At 56.2% G+C, this 16486-nt stretch carries 16 protein-coding genes; all 16 read left to right on the top strand.

Annotated elements, in window-relative coordinates; genetic code table 11:
- Positions 1-18 precede the first annotated feature (18 nt).
- Entirely contained in the window at positions 19-258 is a 240-nt protein-coding gene (hfq, locus tag MPRO_RS03665; protein WP_020683734.1) for an RNA chaperone Hfq, read from the top strand.
- A 7-nt stretch (positions 259-265) separates the two neighbouring features.
- A complete protein-coding gene (gene hflX, locus MPRO_RS03660) occupies positions 266-1564 on the top strand; it encodes a ribosome rescue GTPase HflX (RefSeq protein WP_067287121.1) in 1299 nt (432 codons plus the stop codon).
- A gap of 84 nt (positions 1565-1648) precedes the next feature.
- On the top strand, positions 1649-2848 hold the full coding sequence (gene hflK / locus MPRO_RS03655) for an FtsH protease activity modulator HflK (protein WP_067287118.1): 1200 nt from the start codon (positions 1649-1651) through the stop codon (positions 2846-2848).
- The gene (gene hflC / locus MPRO_RS03650; protein WP_067287115.1) at positions 2848-3723 is read left to right on the top strand and encodes a protease modulator HflC; all 876 of its coding nucleotides are present in this window, start codon (positions 2848-2850) and stop codon (positions 3721-3723) included. The genes hflK and hflC overlap by 1 nt, the downstream gene beginning before the upstream one ends.
- 128 nt (positions 3724-3851) lie before the next feature.
- Positions 3852-4049 carry a DUF2065 domain-containing protein gene (locus MPRO_RS03645; protein ID WP_067287113.1) on the top strand — a complete coding sequence of 66 codons (198 nt, stop codon included), beginning with the start codon at positions 3852-3854 and terminating at the stop codon, positions 4047-4049.
- Between the two features lie 34 nt (positions 4050-4083).
- A complete protein-coding gene (locus MPRO_RS03640) occupies positions 4084-5268 on the top strand; it encodes an ATP phosphoribosyltransferase regulatory subunit (protein ID WP_067287110.1) in 1185 nt (394 codons plus the stop codon).
- Between the two features lie 41 nt (positions 5269-5309).
- On the top strand, positions 5310-6605 hold the full coding sequence (locus MPRO_RS03635; protein ID WP_067287107.1) for an adenylosuccinate synthase: 1296 nt from the start codon (positions 5310-5312) through the stop codon (positions 6603-6605).
- A gap of 214 nt (positions 6606-6819) precedes the next feature.
- Complete coding sequence (gene ndk, locus MPRO_RS03630; RefSeq protein ID WP_067287104.1) at positions 6820-7227, top strand: nucleoside-diphosphate kinase; 408 nt, start codon at positions 6820-6822, stop codon at positions 7225-7227.
- A 71-nt stretch (positions 7228-7298) separates the two neighbouring features.
- On the top strand, positions 7299-8435 hold the full coding sequence (gene rlmN, locus MPRO_RS03625) for a dual-specificity RNA methyltransferase RlmN (protein ID WP_067287101.1): 1137 nt from the start codon (positions 7299-7301) through the stop codon (positions 8433-8435).
- Between the two features lie 10 nt (positions 8436-8445).
- Entirely contained in the window at positions 8446-9222 is a 777-nt protein-coding gene (gene pilW / locus MPRO_RS03620) for a type IV pilus biogenesis/stability protein PilW (protein ID WP_216821232.1), read from the top strand.
- Positions 9219-10247, top strand: a complete 1029-nt coding sequence (locus MPRO_RS03615) for a RodZ domain-containing protein (protein WP_067287094.1) — start codon at positions 9219-9221, stop codon at positions 10245-10247. The genes pilW and MPRO_RS03615 overlap by 4 nt, the downstream gene beginning before the upstream one ends.
- Before the next feature lie 33 nt (positions 10248-10280).
- The gene (hisS, locus tag MPRO_RS03610) at positions 10281-11558 is read left to right on the top strand and encodes a histidine--tRNA ligase (RefSeq protein ID WP_067287091.1); all 1278 of its coding nucleotides are present in this window, start codon (positions 10281-10283) and stop codon (positions 11556-11558) included.
- A 33-nt stretch (positions 11559-11591) separates the two neighbouring features.
- Positions 11592-12242 (top strand): YfgM family protein, encoded by a 651-nt coding sequence (locus MPRO_RS03605; protein ID WP_067287088.1) that lies wholly within the window; start codon positions 11592-11594, stop codon positions 12240-12242.
- Positions 12243-13391, top strand: a complete 1149-nt coding sequence (gene bamB / locus MPRO_RS03600; RefSeq protein WP_067287085.1) for an outer membrane protein assembly factor BamB — start codon at positions 12243-12245, stop codon at positions 13389-13391.
- Positions 13392-13462: 71 nt separating this feature from the next.
- Positions 13463-14893: a ribosome biogenesis GTPase Der gene (der, locus tag MPRO_RS03595; RefSeq protein ID WP_067287083.1), complete on the top strand. Its 1431-nt coding sequence runs from the start codon at positions 13463-13465 to the stop codon at positions 14891-14893.
- Positions 14890-15747 carry a glutamate racemase gene (murI, locus tag MPRO_RS03590; RefSeq protein ID WP_067287081.1) on the top strand — a complete coding sequence of 286 codons (858 nt, stop codon included), beginning with the start codon at positions 14890-14892 and terminating at the stop codon, positions 15745-15747. The genes der and murI overlap by 4 nt, the downstream gene beginning before the upstream one ends.
- The last annotated feature ends 739 nt before the right edge of the window (positions 15748-16486 follow it).

The raw sequence follows: 16486 nt of genomic DNA, 5'->3' as shown, positions 1-16486 counted from the left end.
TTCTGGAAGGAGTTTGCAATGTCAAAAGGGCAGTCTTTACAAGACCCTTATCTAAACGTTCTGCGCAAGGAGCGTGTGCCGGTTTCCATTTTTCTGGTGAATGGTATCAAGCTGCAGGGACAGATCGAATCTTTCGATCAGTTTGTCATCCTGCTGAAAAATACTGTCAGCCAGATGGTTTATAAGCACGCGATATCTACAGTCGTTCCTGCCCGTCCGGTGAAACTGCCGCAGGCCGACGAGAAACAGCCGGACTGAGGTCATATTGTTTTTTGAAAGACCCAAGTCTGGAGAGAAGGCTATTCTCGTGCACATCGATTTCGGTGACGAGAGCAAGGCTGAAAGTCCCCAGGAGCTTGAAGAGCTCGCACTCTCGGCAGGCGCGGATCCGGTGGAATTTCTCATCGGCAGTCGTGCCAAGCCGAGTTCCAAATTTTTTATCGGCACTGGCAAGCTGGCTGAGCTGATTGAACTGGTGACGCTGCATGAAGCAGAAATCGTTATCTTCAATCATTCTCTGTCACCGTCCCAGGAGCGCAACCTTGAGCAGCAGATCAAGTGTCGGGTGCTGGATAGAACCGGCCTGATACTGGATATCTTTGCTCAGCGCGCCCGTACCCATGAGGGTAAATTGCAGGTTGAGCTGGCGCAGCTCGACCACATGTCGACCCGCCTGGTGCGTGGCTGGACCCACCTTGAACGTCAAAAAGGTGGCATAGGTCTGCGTGGCCCGGGTGAAACTCAGCTTGAAACCGACCGCCGGTTGCTGCGTGCGCGGATGAAAAACATCGTCAAGCGGCTTGATCGGGTGCGCCGCCAGCGTGATCAGGGGCGCCGTGCACGACAGCGCGCCGAGGTGCCGACCGTTTCGCTGGTGGGCTATACCAACGCGGGCAAGTCGACGCTGTTTAACCGCCTGACCGAGTCCAGCGTTTATGTGGCCGATCAGTTGTTTGCGACTCTGGATCCGACGCTGCGCAAGATTCAGCTGGCGGATGTGGGGCCTGCGATTCTGGCGGATACGGTTGGGTTTATCCGGCATCTGCCGCACAAGCTGGTTGAGGCGTTTCGTGCCACCTTGCAGGAAACCTCTGAGGCGGATCTGCTGCTGCATGTGATCGACTGCTACGACGATGAGCGTGGCGGGCACATTGAGCAGGTCAAGCATGTGTTGCAGGAGATCGGTGCCAGCGAAGTGCCTGTGCTGGAGGTCTACAACAAGATCGACATGATGGACGGGCAGGAGGCGCGGATTGACCGTGATGACGAGGGGCGGCCCTGGCGCGTCTGGGTGTCGGCTGTCACCGGTGAGGGCAGTGAACTGCTCTATCAGGCGGTGAGTGAGCGCTTGTCGGATGATATTTTCCATCAGACATTGAGCCTGCCCGCCAGTGCCGGTCAGTTACGGGCGCAGCTTTATGCGCTCAATGCGGTCTTGCGTGAAAGTGTTGATGCCTCCGGGCAGATGCAGGTTGAAGTCCGATTGCAGAAGAAAGACTTGTTGCGGCTGCTCAGCCGACTCGGGATTCCATCCGAGTCGTATCTGGTGCAGGCTGCGTCTTGAGAAACTTGACTCAAGCTTGCGTGGGCCCCAGTGGCTATCTACAATTTTTTGAGTTGAATCAAGCGTTTTCTAACGGAGAGCACTATGGCTTGGAATGAGCCCGGCGGAAGTGGGGATGGTAAGAACCATGATCCCTGGAATGGCGACAAGCGCGGCGGACCTGGTGGACCTAAAGGTGGTGGGGATCAGGGACCACCTGATCTCGACGAGGCGTTGCGCAAACTGCAGGAGAAGCTTAACAGCATCTTCGGCAAGGTAAGCTCAGGTGGTGGTGGCGGTTCTTCGTCATCGGGTTCCGGCTCCGGCTTCCTCTGGGTGCTGCTGGCTGTAGTCGTGGTGGGTTGGGCGGGTATGGGTTTCTATACCGTCGATCAGCAGGAACGCGGTGTCGTGTTGCGTTTGGGTAAATACTACGAAACGGTTAATCCGGGTCTGCAGTGGAACCCGCCGATGATTGACGAAGTCACCAAGGTCAATGTGACCCGGGTGCGTACGCTTGATCATCGCGCTTTGATGCTGACTGAAGACGAGAACATCGTTGATATCGATGTAACCGTGCAGTATCTGATCATTGATCCCAAGGCGTACCGGCTGAATGTGCGCGATCCTGAAGGCAGCCTGGCAAATGCGTCCGAATCTGCACTGCGCCAGGTTGTTGGTAGCTCGGAAATGCATTCCTTGCTGACCGAAGGTCGTGAGGCGCTTGGTTTCTCCGTGCTGGATCGCTTGCAGGGTTACATGCAGAGCTATGGTACGGGGCTGAGCATCTCCAAGATTAACGTCAAGAATGCGCAGGCGCCGAGTCAGGTGCAGGATGCGTTTGATGACGTGATCAAGGCGCGGGAAGACGAGCAGCGTGTCAAGAATGAGGCTGAATCCTACGCCAACGGCATAGTGCCGGAAGCGCGCGGTGAAGCGCAGCGCATGCTTGAAGAAGCCAATGCCTACCGTGAAGAAGTGCTGGCCCGGGCGGATGGTGAAGCCAAGCGATTCATCGCCCTGCTGGGTGAGTATCGCAAGGCACCGGACGTTACGCGCGAGCGTCTTTATCTGGACATGATGCAGTCCGTGCTGGAAAACAACCCGAAAGTCCTGATCGACGTTGAGGGTGGTAATAACATGATGTATCTGCCGCTGGACAAGTTGATGCAGAACAGCAACGAGCGTCGCGATTCAAGCCGCGGTGCGCGCCTGGATGATCAGGGCCTTCGGGACCTGACGGACAAGGTGGTTGATGAGATGCGTGTGCGCCAGAGTACCGTTACGCGTAGGGAGGGCCGATAATGAAGCCTAGATCAATGCTTGTACTGGTCCTGCTGTTGCTAGTGTTCATGGTGGGTTCCAAGTCGGTATATATCATCAGCGAAACCGAACGTGCGGTACTGCTGCGCTTCGGTGAAATCGTCAATGATGATGTTACCCCGGGTCTGCATTTCAAGGTGCCTTTCGTCAACGTGGTGCGCAAGTTTGATGGCCGCCTGCTGACGCTGGATGCCCGGCCGCAGTCCTTCCTGACACTGGAGAAGAAGCGTCTGATCGTGGATGCCTTCGTCAAGTGGCGTATTCAGGATGTTGGCAAGTACTACACGGCGACCTCGGGTGACGAGTTCCGCGCCGGTGATGTCTTGCTGTCCCGTGTGGAAAACGAACTGCGTAACCAGTTTGGTGCCCGTACCCTGAATCAGGTGGTGTCTGGTGAGCGTGAAGAGCTGATGGACGAAGTGATTCAGCAGCTCAGTCAGATTGCACAGAATGAGTTGGGTATTAACGTCCTCGATGTCCGCGTCAAGCGTGTCGAGCTGCCGGCCGAAGTATCAGAGTCGGTATACCAGCGCATGCGTACCGAACGTGAGCGTGAAGCGCGTGAGTTGCGTTCCCGTGGTAAGGAGCTTGCTGAAGGTATTCGGGCTGATGCAGATCGTCAGGTGACTATCGTCAAGGCGAACGCCTACCGTGAAGCAGAGGAGACACGAGGTGAGGGCGATGCGTCCGCTGCCAGTGTTTATGCCGATGCATTTAGTCGCGATCCGGAGTTCTACTCATTCTCGCGCAGTTTGACAGCCTATCGGGCATCATTCGGCGGAGACAGTGGTGACGTACTCTTGCTCAAGCCGGACAGTGACTTCTTCAAGTATCTGTCCAAGCCAACAGGGCCCTGATTCGACCCTGATGAGGCTGTAATGCAGCGGAACGGGTGCAAATTTGCACTCGTTCCGTGCTAGAATCCGCACACCGGGCCAAGACCCGGTTTTTTTGTGGCAGTGGGCTGCCTGGGATGGGGTAGTTTATGTCTTCTGGGTTATGGCGCGAGCTATTGATCGGCTTCTGTTTGATGCTGGTTCTGGAAGGTGTTTTGCCCTTTTTGTACCCGCAGCGCTGGCGCCTTATGGTGCAGCAGCTGTCACTGATCAATGATGCAACGTTACGTGTGTTCGGTCTGCTAAGTATGCTGGCCGGTGTCGCGTTGCTGTATTGGGTCAACTGAATCAGATTACCAAGATTGTATTTTGGAGTAGTGCATGGCATTGGCAGATCGCTGGTTGTTGCCGGATGGCGTAAAAGACATATTGCCGCCACGGGCGCGCCAGATTGAGGCATTGCGCCGTCGTCTGCTCGATCTCTATGACAGCTGGGGCTATGAGCTTGTCATGCCGCCACTGATGGAACATCTGGAGTCTCTGCTTACGGGTGTCGGGCGGGACCTGGACATGGTTACCTTCAAGCTGACCGATCAGGTCAGTGGGCATCTGCTCGGTATTCGGGCGGACATTACGCCCCAGGTCGCCCGTATCGATGCGCACCGCATGCGCACCGAAGGTGCCAGCCGGCTGTGTTATTGCGGCTCGGTATTGCAGACGCGTCCGGCCAATATGCTGGCCTCGCGTAATCCGTTGCAGGTGGGGGCGGAGCTTTACGGTCACGCCGGCATTGATAGCGATGTTGAGGTGATCAGTCTGATGCTCGAGACGCTGCTGGCGTCCGGCATAGAGGCGCCGCTGAGCCTGGATTTGGGGCACGTCGGGATTGTACGCAACTTGATGGCGGCTGCGGGTCTGACTGCGGCGCAGGAAAGCCTGTACCTTGAAAAGCTGCAATTGAAGGCCTTGCCGGAAATTGAGACGCTGCTGGCTGAGCTGGATCTCGATGCACCTACGCTTGCGCTGCTGACTGAATTGCCGCGTTTGCATGGTGGCGCCGAGGTGCTGTTGCGCGCTCGCGATTTGTTTGGCGATGGCCAGGCTGCGGTACTGGATGCGGTGGCGTATCTTGAAGAGATCGCGCGACAGGTGAACCTGCGTTATCCGCAGGTGCGTTTGTACTTTGATCTCGGTGAGCTGCGAGGCTACAACTACCATACGGGTATTGTGTTTGCAGCCTATGCAGCGGGCTTCGGTCAGGCGATTGCAAAGGGTGGTCGCTACGATGAGATTGGGCGGGATTTTGGCCGGGCACGCCCGGCAACAGGATTCAGCGCTGATTTGAAATGCCTGGAAGATCTGGCAGTTGCAGGGCTTGAAGCCCGTGGCAGCGCCATTCTTGCGCCGGCGGGGCAGGCCCCGTCGCTGCTGGCTCGAATCAGCGAACTGCGTGCTCAGGGAGAGCGCGTTATGCAGCAGTTACCGGACGTGACGCTGGCGAATGCGTCCAGTTGCGACCGTCAGTTGCTGCAACAAGGGGATACGTGGGTCGTGACGGCCCTGTAAGCGAATTTTTCGATTAACGCTAGACATCACTAGAGACAACAATGGGTAGAAACGTAGTTGTTTTAGGCACGCAGTGGGGCGACGAAGGCAAAGGCAAGATTGTCGACCTGCTGACCGAGCGAGTTGCAGCGGTAGCACGCTTTCAGGGTGGGCATAACGCCGGCCATACACTGGTTATTGATGGCAAGAAGACGGTTCTGCACCTGATTCCATCCGGCATTCTGCGCAAAGGCGTGCAGTGTCTGATCGGTAATGGTGTAGTGCTGTCGCCGGAAGCGCTGCTCAAGGAGATTGAGGGCCTTGAGCAGGCGGGTGTGACGGTGCGTGAAAGCCTGCGCCTGAGCCCGGCTTGTCCGCTGATTCTTCCATATCACGTGGCGCTGGATCAGGCGCGTGAGCTTGCGCGTGGCGAATCCAAGATCGGTACTACCGGTCGTGGCATTGGCCCGGCGTATGAAGACAAGGTCGCGCGTCGCGGTCTGCGTCTGGACGACCTGATGCACCCTGAGCGTTTTGCCGTCAAGCTGAAGGAAGTGATGGCCTATCACAACTTCGCGCTGGAGCATTACTACAAGGTTGATCCGATCGACTATGACACTGTATTGCAGCAGGCGCTGGAAATGGGTGAGCAGCTGCGGCCCATGGTTGCTGATGTGACCTCGATTCTGCACGGTCTGCGCAAGCAGGGTGCCAGCATCATGTTTGAAGGTGCGCAGGGTTCGCTGCTGGATATCGATCACGGTACCTATCCCTTTGTGACCTCGTCCAACACCACGGCCGGCGGCACTTCCACGGGTTCCGGCTTCGGTCCGCTGTACCTGGATTACATCCTGGGCATCACCAAGGCTTACACCACGCGTGTGGGTGGTGGTCCCTTCCCGACGGAACTGGGTTGTGACGTGGGCCGTCGTCTGGCAGAGCGTGGTCACGAGTTCGGTGCCACCACGGGTCGTGCGCGTCGTTGTGGCTGGTTTGATGCGGTTGCGCTCAAGCATGCGATTCAGATCAACTCGATTTCGGGTATCTGTCTGACCAAGCTGGACGTGCTGGACGGTCTGGAAACGATCAGTATCTGCATTGGTTACCGTGATCAGCAGGGCAACCTGGTTGAATCCCTCAGTGGTAGCGAAGATTACGACAAGGTCGAGCCTGTTTACGAGGAGATGCCGGGCTGGAGTGACTCCACGGTCGGCGCTCAGTCCATTGATGCGCTGCCGGCGAACGCCATTGCCTACATCAAGCGTATTGAGCAGTTGATTGAAGCACCTGTGGATATCGTTTCCACCGGTCCTGATCGTGCTGAAACCATCGTTCTGCGCGACCCCTACGAAGCCTGATTTCTAGGGGCTTTGCAGGCAGCTTGAGAAAACCCGGCATTTGCCGGGTTTTTTGTGCGCGCGGCTGTGCTCTCTGTCTGTCGAGCTATGCGTCTCGGTGCAGCTAGACTGCCAGGTAACTTGGCTTTCGCTGCAGGCGCTGCTGTTTTATATCCTGGGCTTGGCGTATAATGCCGCGTTTAAATTTTGATCTATCCTTACTTGGGGAATTTCCATGGCTGTCGAACGTACTCTGTCCATCATCAAGCCTGATGCTGTTGCTAAAAATGTCATCGGTCAGATCGTTGCTCGCTTTGAAGAAGCTGGTCTGAAGGTTGTTGAAATGCAGATGAAAAGCCTGTCCAAAGAAGAAGCTGAAGGCTTCTACGCTGAACACAAAGAGCGTCCTTTCTTTGGTGATCTGGTTGCTTTCATGACATCTGGTCCTGTTGTTGTACAGGCGCTGGAAGGTGAAAACGCTATCCTGGTTAACCGTGAACTGATGGGCGCTACCAATCCGAAGGATGCTGCTGAAGGCACTATCCGTCGTGATTTCGCTGAATCTATCGATGCCAACGCTGTGCACGGTTCGGATTCCGCTACTTCTGCTGCACGTGAGATCGCTTACTTCTTCGGCAAGTAAGCTGTAAACCTGTGCCGGGGTTTCGGCTGCGCCGAGGCTCTGGCACAACGATTTAATACTGAGTGACTTTGATGACTGAATCCATTACCAAAACCAATCTACTGGGGTTGTCTCCTGCCAAGCTTGAGGCGTTTTTTGCTGAGCTTGGGGAAAAGCGCTTTCGCGCCACCCAGGTATTGAAATGGATTCATCAGCTGGGTGCCGAAAGTTTTGATGAGATGACAAACATCAGCAAGGCGCTGCGCGAGAAGCTTAATGCTGTCGCGGAGATCCGGCCGCCCGAAGTGGTCTCTCAGGATATTTCCAAAGATGGTACGCGCAAATGGGTTATCCGGGTGGAGGGCGGCTCCTGCGTGGAAACCGTGCTGATCCCTGAAGGTACCCGCCGTACACTCTGTATTTCATCCCAGGTTGGCTGCTCCCTGAACTGCAGTTTCTGCTCTACAGGCAAACAGGGCTTTAATCGTAACCTGACTGCGGCCGAAGTCATTGGCCAGGTCTATATCGCTATCAAGTCTTTCGGTCCGATGGATCCCAACGGTGAGCGCCAGGTGACCAACGTGGTACTGATGGGCATGGGCGAGCCCCTGATGAATTTTGACAATGTCGTCGACTCCACGCAGTTGATGATGGACGACAACGCCTATGGTCTGTCCAAGCGGCGTGTCACCCTGAGCACGGCGGGTGTTGTGCCGGCAATCGATAAACTGCGGGAAGTCAGTGATGTTTCCCTGGCGATCTCGCTGCATGCGCCCAACAATGAGCTGCGCGATGTGCTGGTTCCGATCAACCGTCGCTATCCTATTGATCAGTTGATCGATGCCTGCAACCGCTACCTCGAAGGTCTGAGTGACAAGCGCGTTATTACCATCGAGTACACCATGATGGCGGGCGTGAACGATCAGCCCCATCAGGCGCGTGAACTGGTCAAGGTGCTGCGCCGTCTGCCCTGCAAGCTCAACCTGATTCCGTTTAACCCCTTCCCAAATTCCGGTTACGAGCGTCCGTCCGATGCGGCGATTCAGACGTTCAAGCAGATCATGGTGACGTCGAATATTATTACCACTGTTCGACGCACCCGTGGCGACGAGATTGATGCGGCCTGCGGGCAGCTGGTCGGTCAGGTGCAGGATCGCACCCGCCGTAGCCAAAAAATCATTCCCGTGGTACAAGAGGAGCCCGGTCTATCCACGGATCGAAGCGCCTAGGAGATATAGTTTGAGCGGAATTCGCGCAGCACTATGGACGATTGTCATGTTGTTAGTGGTGGGCTGCACCAGTTCACCGGGGCGTCAGAATTCAGCAGAGGTGTCTCCAGAAAAGGCTCTTGAAGCTTATACTCAGCTTGGCTTGCAGTATCTGCGAGCCGGTGATCTGGTCAGTGCCAAGGATGCCCTGCAGCGAGCTGTAACCATCAGTGACAAGCATGCCGGTAGCTACAATGCGCTGGCGCTGGTGTTTCAGGTGGAGCAGGAGTACGTTCTGGCGGAACAGAACTTCCGCAAGGCTGTGGATCTGGAGCCGGAGACGGCGTCCTACCACAATAACTTCGGTGCCTTCCTCTATGCGCAGGGTCGTTACAGCGAAGCCTGCACCGAGCTGGAGCGGGCGACGGAAGATCCGTTTTACACCCAGCGTGCCCAGGCGTTTGAAAACCTGGGGCGGTGCTTTCGCGTTATTCAGCGTCCGGAAGCGGCACAGCATGCTTTCGAGCGAACGCTCAGGCTGTCCCCCAACCGTCCGTTGGCCCTGCTGGAGCTGACGGCCGTGCAGTTTGAGGCCGGTCGCTTGCCGGAAGCCCGGCAGTATTTTGATAAATTCTCCACGCTGATTGAGTCGCGGCAGGTGGAGCACAGCGCCCAGAGCCTCTGGCTGGGGATTCAGCTGTCGCGTGAAGGTGGCAGCAGCACCCGGGGTGCTACCTTCGCGCTCTTATTGAAAAATCTTTTCCCGCAATCCGCGGAATATGCCAATTACAAGGAGTCACTGCAGTGAACCAGGTGTCCCAGGCTGAGTCTGAATCGAGTGCGGCCGTGTCGTCACAGTTCAGTCTTGTTCAAATGCGTGAGAGCCAGGGACTGTCACTGGAGCAGGTGGCAACATCTTTGCGATTGCCTGTGGCACAGGTAAAGGCGCTGGAGGAGGGGGACTATGGCAAGCTGTCGAGCGTTGTATTTACCCGCGGCTACCTTAGATCCTATGCCCGTCTGCTGGGTGTAAATGGCGACGATCTGGTACTTGAATTCGACAAAAACTATGGCGGAGGTCAGGCTTCCGCGTCCATTCGCTCGATCACTCGGGTGCAGCCTTCGGGTTCATCGGGCCCCGGTGTCAGTCTTTCGATGTTGCTGCTCGTCGTCGTTATAGTCGCGACCACCTTCTGGTGGTGGAAGACGCAGTATGGACATGAAGTTGTACTGACCAGCCCGCCAGAAAGCACGGTGTCGGTGGATACAGCCAATGGTGAAACCCTGGTGCTGTCCGCTGGCGAGCCTGAGCCTGATTTTGCAGAACCTGAGCCAGGTCTCGATAAAACTGCGCCGCAGTTGTCGTCTGGCGAGGCTGCGGTGTCGACCGAAGCGGCTACAGTCCAGGCTGAGGCCGCTTTGAGTGCAACCGGTGTTCCACCGGCGGTTACGGCAGTAGCAGATGTGGCTACGGTAGGCGCAGCGCAAACCGTTGTTGCGACGGCTACCCAGGAGGCGCCTGCGCCTGACGTGGCTGCTGACCCTGAGTCAGATGTGGCGGCTACTGATGCTGCAGGCACGCCGGCTACGAGCGGGCTGCTGATTCGTTTCAGCGATGATTGCTGGGTCACGATCAAAAGTGCCACAGGCAAGACGCTGTTTAACAACCTGCGCAAGGCCGGTGAAGAGTTGCGTATCGACCAGGCGGGACCCTTGAATATATTGCTGGGTCGCACCAATGCGGTGAGTGATATCAGTTTTGATGGCGCTGCAGTTGACCTTGGGCCCTTCAACAACAAGAATGTTGCCCGGTTAACGCTTCCGCTTAATTAATACGTCGCCGTTCAGATTTAGTAGGGTTTTATTTTGGCCAAGATCAAAGCCATTCGTGGTATGAATGACATCCTGCCGCAGGCAACTCCGGTGTGGCAGTACCTGGAACAGCATGTGCAGACCGTCCTCGGTGCTTACGGTTACGCTGAAATACGCATGCCAATCGTCGAGCAGACCGATCTTTTCAAGCGCTCTATTGGTGAAGTGACCGATATCGTCGAAAAAGAGATGTACACCTTCGAAGACCGCAATGGTGACAGCCTGACGCTGCGTCCCGAAGGGACGGCGGGTTGCGTGCGCGCCGGTGAGGAAAATGGCCTGCTCTACAATCAGGTGCAACGGTTGTGGTACAAGGGTCCCATGTTCCGCCATGAGCGGCCACAAAAGGGGCGCTATCGTCAGTTTCACCAGATTGGTGTCGAGACCTTTGGCATGCAGGGGCCAGATATCGATGCCGAGCTGATTCTGCTGACTGCCCGTCTCTGGCGTCAGCTGGGCTTGCTGGATGCGGTCACCTTGCAGCTGAATACCATTGGCAGTGCCGAGGCACGCGCCCGCTACAAGGAAGCGCTGGTGCAGTACCTGCAAGGGTGCAAGGAGCAGCTGGATGAAGACAGTCTGCGTCGTCTGGATACCAACCCCATGCGTATCCTCGATAGCAAGGATGCGACAACCCAGGCATTGCTGAACGATGCGCCAGATTTCCATGAATATCTGGATGCTGAGTCCCTCGAGCATTTCGCAGCGCTTAAAGCCCTGCTTGATCGTGCTGGCCTCACCTATGAGGTGAATCCGCGCCTGGTGCGTGGGCTTGATTACTACTGCAAGACGGTTTTCGAGTGGGTCACCGACAAGCTCGGTTCCCAGGGTACCGTCTGTGCGGGTGGTCGTTATGATGGCTTGGTGGAGCAGCTTGGTGGCAAGGCGACGCCGGCGGTGGGTTTTGCCATGGGCATCGAACGCCTGGTGCTGCTGCTCGAAACCCTGGAAGTCGTGCCGGATGCCGCGCGCCAGACGGTTGATCTGTATATAGCTTCAATGGGTGCCGATGCGGCCAGTCAGGCACTGCTGCTGGCGGAGCGTCTGCGTAATGAAACAGATCTTCGAATCCAGCTCCACTGCGGTGGCGGTAACTTCAAGAGTCAGATGAAGAAAGCCGATCGCAGCGGTGCCAGCGTCGCCCTTATTCTGGGGGATGATGAAGTCGCGCATCAGGTGGCGACAGTCAAGTCGCTGCGCAGTGATGCGGAACAAAAACAGATAGGTTGGTCGCAGCTTGCGGCTGAGCTTACAAATATTATCAACGTTTGATCGACAGGGCATAGGGAGTCGTACGTGGCTGAGATGCGCACAGAAGAGGAACAGGTAGAAGCGCTTAAGCGTTGGTGGCAGGAAAACGGCAAGACTTTGCTGCTGACCCTGGCGATAGCGCTGGCGCTGGTGTTTGGCTGGCGGACCTGGCAGGAGCGTCAGGCCACAGAAGCCGCAAACGCTTCGGCGATGTATCAGAACCTGGTACAGGCCGTAAGTCTGTCCCTGGCCGCTGAGGGCACTGATGCTCAGGTCGCGACGGCCGAGCACCTGGCGAGCGGACTCAAGACTGACTACGAAGGCAGTGCCTACGCCACCCTGGGTTCGCTGTTGATGGCTCGCGTGGCGGTCGAACAGGGTCAGCTGGATGAAGCCCTGGCGCAGCTCGAATGGGTTTTGAGTCACGAGCCCAGCGATGCTCAGCGGACTGTTGCCATCATGCGCAAGGCGCAGATTATGGGGCAACAGGGTCAGTCGAGTGAAGCGCTGGCGTTGCTGGATGCATTGGAGCCTGGCAGCTTTGACGCCAGCTATCAGGAGCTGCGTGGCGATTTGCTGCTGTCTGCCGGTAAAGCTGTAGAAGCGCGGGATGCCTATCGTCTGGCGGCCGAGGCGGCCGAAACTGCCGGTGTGCGCCCACTACTGACCATGAAGCTTGAAAATCTCACGGCTGAGGAAGGTTAAATGAACAAGCTGTTCCGTGTTCTGGCTACGAGTGCGCTGATTGCGTCCGTGAGCGGCTGCAGCCTCTGGAGTTCGAATGACGAAGTCGAACCCAATGAGCTAGTCGATTTCAAATCCGAGCGTTCGGTTGATGTGCTCTGGAGTGCTCGTGTGGGCTCTGGCCTTGGCAAGAAATTCCACCAGTTTGCGCCAGCGTCCGATGGTGTGCGCATCTATGCGAATGACGCTGAAGGCACGGTAGCGGCGTTTGATCTTGCGACCGGCAAGAAAGCCTGGGAAGTCGAACTCGAAACAGCGCTGGGCGCGGGGGCCGGTGTAGGGCCTGCGTCTGTAGTCGTCGTCACCGAGTCGGGTCTGGTTGTCTCTCTGGACAGTGGTAGCGGTCAGGAACTCTGGCGCCGCCAGGTGTCCTCCGAAGCCGTGGCGCCGGCGCAGCTTAACCGCGATCTGGTGGTGGTGCAGTTGGTTAATGGCAAGGTGACAGCGCTGGATAGCACATCCGGTGAGCACCGCTGGACCTACGACAGTCAGGTGCCAAGCCTGAGTCTGCGTGGTACTGCGGCACCTATCGTTGCGGCGGATGTCACCTTTGCAGGCTTTGCCAGCGGCAAGCTGGCGGCGCTGACCAACAGTAATGGCAACATGCTGTGGGAACAGCGCATTGCCGAGCCCCAGGGGCGTTCCGAGCTGGAGCGCATGGTGGACATCGATGGTCGTCCGTTACTGGCCAATCAGATGCTCTATGTGTCCAGTTATCAGGGGCGTCTGGTGGCGATCAATCCGTTTGATGCGCAGATTCAGTGGGCTCGAGACAGTTCCAGCTACCGTACGCCGGCTGCAGGTTTCGGCAACGTCTATGTGGTAGAGGCTAACGATTACGTGCAGGCCTACGATGCGAGCAGTAGTGCTAGCGTCTGGACTCAGCCAGCATTGGAAAACCGCACGATATCAGCCCCTGCGGTGCTGGGAAATAACTTGGTGGTAGGCGATGTGGAAGGTTATTTGCACTTCATGTCGCAGGTTGATGGCCACTTTGTCGCACGCTACCGCGCTGACTCAAAAGGCGTAGTGGGCGACATGCTCGCGATTAATGATGTGCTCTATGTGCTGGGTAATGACGGCCGTTTGCTGGCATTGCGCCTAAACTGAGCATGAGTGATTTTCACAGGCGGCTATTTGCGTTTGCGAGTAGCCGCCGTTTTCGTTGTGGTAAATAGAGAATGGTACCGGTTATAGCGCTCGTGGGCCGACCCAATGTCGGCAAATCTACACTTTTTAATCGACTGACACGCTCGCGGGACGCATTGGTGGCCGATCTGTCGGGCCTGACCCGTGACCGCAAGTATGGCGAAGGCAAGGTCGGCGATGCTCGGTTTATCGTTATCGATACCGGCGGCATCAGTGGCGACGAAGAGGGTATCGATTCCCTGATGGCCAAGCAGTCCCTGATGGCGATCGAAGAGGCGGATATCGTTCTGTTTTTGGTGGACGGTCGTGCCGGTCTGAATCCGGCCGACGAGATGATTGCTGATCATCTGCGCCGCTCCGAGAAAAGCAGCTACCTGGTGGTCAACAAGACTGACGGCATGGACCCGGATGTCGCTATTTCCGACTTCTTTGGTCTGGGTCTGGGACAGCCTTTGCCGATCGCGGCATCGCAGAACCGCAGTGTGACGCTGCTGATCGAGGAAGTGCTCAGCGAGCTACCTGAGCAGGAAGCCGATGTACTGCCGGAAGAGTTCAAGTTCAGCACCCGGATCGCGGTGGTCGGTCGGCCCAATGTGGGCAAGTCGACACTGGTTAACCGCATGCTGGGTGAAGACCGCGTTGTGGTTTTCGATCAGGCCGGTACCACACGCGACAGTATTTATATTCCCTATGAGCGCGATGGTGAGCCTTACATACTGATCGACACCGCGGGTGTGCGTCGTCGCAAGAATATCACTGAAGCGGTGGAAAAATTCTCGATCATCAAAACGCTGCAGGCTATCGAAGATGCCAACGTAGTGGTGTGCGTGATCGATGCGCGTCAAGGGGTGACCGATCAGGATCTGCACATGCTTGGTTTCGTGCTTGATGCCGGTCGCTCGCTGGTTATTGCGCTGAACAAGTGGGATGGCATGCCCGAAGAGCAGAAGCTCAAGGTCAAGGAGCAGATTCAGCGTCGTCTCGAATTTGTAGATTTCGCCCGTATTCATTTTATCTCTGCGCTGCACGGCAGTGGAGTGGGTGAGATGTATCGCTCAGTGGACGAGGCCTATGCCAGTGCCATGGCCAAGTGGCCGACTAACCGCCTGACCCGTCTGCTTGAGGATGTGGTGGCAGAGCATCAGCCGCCGATGGTGAATGGTCGTCGTATCAAAATGCGCTATGCCCATCAGGGAGGCTCGAACCCGCCGATTATTGTGGTCCATGGTAATCAGCTGGATAACCTGCCGGCGTCATACAAGCGTTTCCTGCAAAACAAGTTCCGTCAGGTGCTTGGCATCAAGGGCACGCCGGTGCGGTTTGAATTCCGCGTGGGTGACAACCCGTTTGAAGGTCGCCCGAATCAGCTGACCCCTCGTCAGTTGGCCAAGAAGCAGCGCTTCAAGTTGCACGTGCAGGACTTGAAGAAAGATAGCAAGCGTAAATCGCGCAAGAAAAAATGAGTGAGCAGCAAGAGCGTCGGCGTCTGCCTATAGGTGTGTTTGATTCGGGTGTTGGCGGTCTGACGGTGCTGAATGAGTTGCGTCGCCAGTTGCCCTGCGAAAATCTGATTTACCTCGGGGATACCGCGCGGGTGCCCTATGGCACCAAGAGTTCACTCTCGGTTATGCGCTATGCAGAGCAGGCGGCGCGGCTGCTGATCGAGCGCAAGGTCAAGCTGCTGGTGATCGCCTGCAACACAGTGTCAGCGGTAGCTGTGGAGCCACTGCGTCTGCGCTTTCCGGGCGTTCCGGTAGTTGGCGTGGTTGAGCCGGGGGCTGAAGCCTGCTGTGCGCAAACCCGTAACGGTCAGGTGGGAGTTATCGCCACCGAGAGTACGGTAAACAATCAGGCTTATCAGAAGGCGATCATGTCGCTGCGCCCGGATATCAGAATTCGGGCTCAGGGCTGTTCACTCTTTGTTTCTCTGGCTGAAGAAGGCTGGCACGAGGGTGATCTGGTCGAGCAGATAGTCGCGCGCTGCCTGGCGCCACTGCTGGATGAGGCGGAGGGTGACTCCGGCATTGATACTCTGGTGCTGGGGTGTACTCATTTTCCGGCGCTAAAGGGTGCCATTGCCAAGGTGGTAGGGCCTGATGTCAGCCTGGTGGACTCGGCGGTGACGACCACGCGTGTGGTCAAGCAGCAGTTGCTGGAAGCCAACCTGATGCGAGAGGGTGATGCGCCTGGGCATGTGTCTTTCCTGGTAACCGATGGGCCTGAACGCTTCGTGCGCGTTGCGTCTTACTTCTTTGAGGGGGCAGTGAGCGCGGCTCAGGTCGAACTGGTTGATCTGCAGCATTACGTTGTCGCCTGAGAGTGGTTCTGTGAGTGCAATGTTGCATGTCATCCAGTTGCACAGTCATCTATAGGTAGCGGCTCTTTATGATTGGGGCCGTCCTGTAGCTGGCTACTGGTTTTAATGGTTAGAAACAACAAGGGCGCCTTCTTAGGCGCCTTTGTTGTTTGTGGCTTTCGAAACATGATTTTTTCCTGTTGTGAGTCCTTCGGATTAATAATGCCGGTGAGCCCAGGATCAGAGTTGGCTGTTTATTAATCAGGGCTGAGTGATTTAAATGTGCACTGCTGGTTGCCGGGTGATCTATATTGCCGTCTATCAGCCGTTTTGGAGTTTGATTAGCCTCTTTTTGCACTTATTCGTTAATAATTTCAAAGGGGCTGTTGACTCTGATCGGGGGCAATGTAGAATGCGCACCTCGCTTAGGGAAAGCGGCTTTAACAGCCACCGACCAGAGCGAGCAAGTCGGAAGTAAGTGGTTGATTTTCAAGTGTTTAGCTTGATGAATTGGCCGGCAGTATCGGCTTGTGAGTCACTCGTTTTTCTCCTCGGCTTCGGTCGAAAATGTTGAAAATAAGAGTTGACTTAAAACACCGAGACGCTAGAATATGCGCCTCACTTGAGACACGGGATCAGCGGTAACGATCCTCGAGTCCAAACGCTCTTTAACAGATTGATCAGATAATTCGTGTGGGCGCTTGTCAGGATAAGGCATAAATAGCTTTATCAAGGTAAGCAACCTTCATGTGAATTCATT

The sequence above is a fragment of the Marinobacterium profundum genome (assembly GCF_001528745.1).
GTDB classification, from domain to species: domain Bacteria; phylum Pseudomonadota; class Gammaproteobacteria; order Pseudomonadales; family Balneatricaceae; genus Marinobacterium_A; species Marinobacterium_A profundum.
The sequence above is the reverse complement of the archived record's forward strand: the minus strand, read 5'-3'. Positions and strand labels throughout refer to the sequence as shown.

Bases quoted from the DNA above. Each gene is read 5' to 3' on its own strand.
- MPRO_RS03605 (WP_067287088.1), top strand. From the start codon at position 11,592: ATGCGCACAGAAGAGGAACAGGTAGAAGCGCTTAAGCGTTGGTGGCAG.
- hflK (WP_067287118.1), top strand. From the start codon at position 1,649: ATGGCTTGGAATGAGCCCGGCGGAAGTGGGGATGGTAAGAACCATGAT.
- der (WP_067287083.1), top strand. From the start codon at position 13,463: ATGGTACCGGTTATAGCGCTCGTGGGCCGACCCAATGTCGGCAAATCT.
- hflC (WP_067287115.1), top strand. From the start codon at position 2,848: ATGAAGCCTAGATCAATGCTTGTACTGGTCCTGCTGTTGCTAGTGTTC.
- MPRO_RS03635 (WP_067287107.1), top strand. From the start codon at position 5,310: ATGGGTAGAAACGTAGTTGTTTTAGGCACGCAGTGGGGCGACGAAGGC.
- murI (WP_067287081.1), top strand. From the start codon at position 14,890: ATGAGTGAGCAGCAAGAGCGTCGGCGTCTGCCTATAGGTGTGTTTGAT.
- ndk (WP_067287104.1), top strand. From the start codon at position 6,820: ATGGCTGTCGAACGTACTCTGTCCATCATCAAGCCTGATGCTGTTGCT.
- MPRO_RS03645 (WP_067287113.1), top strand. From the start codon at position 3,852: ATGTCTTCTGGGTTATGGCGCGAGCTATTGATCGGCTTCTGTTTGATG.
- hfq (WP_020683734.1), top strand. From the start codon at position 19: ATGTCAAAAGGGCAGTCTTTACAAGACCCTTATCTAAACGTTCTGCGC.
- MPRO_RS03640 (WP_067287110.1), top strand. From the start codon at position 4,084: ATGGCATTGGCAGATCGCTGGTTGTTGCCGGATGGCGTAAAAGACATA.
- bamB (WP_067287085.1), top strand. From the start codon at position 12,243: ATGAACAAGCTGTTCCGTGTTCTGGCTACGAGTGCGCTGATTGCGTCC.
- rlmN (WP_067287101.1), top strand. From the start codon at position 7,299: ATGACTGAATCCATTACCAAAACCAATCTACTGGGGTTGTCTCCTGCC.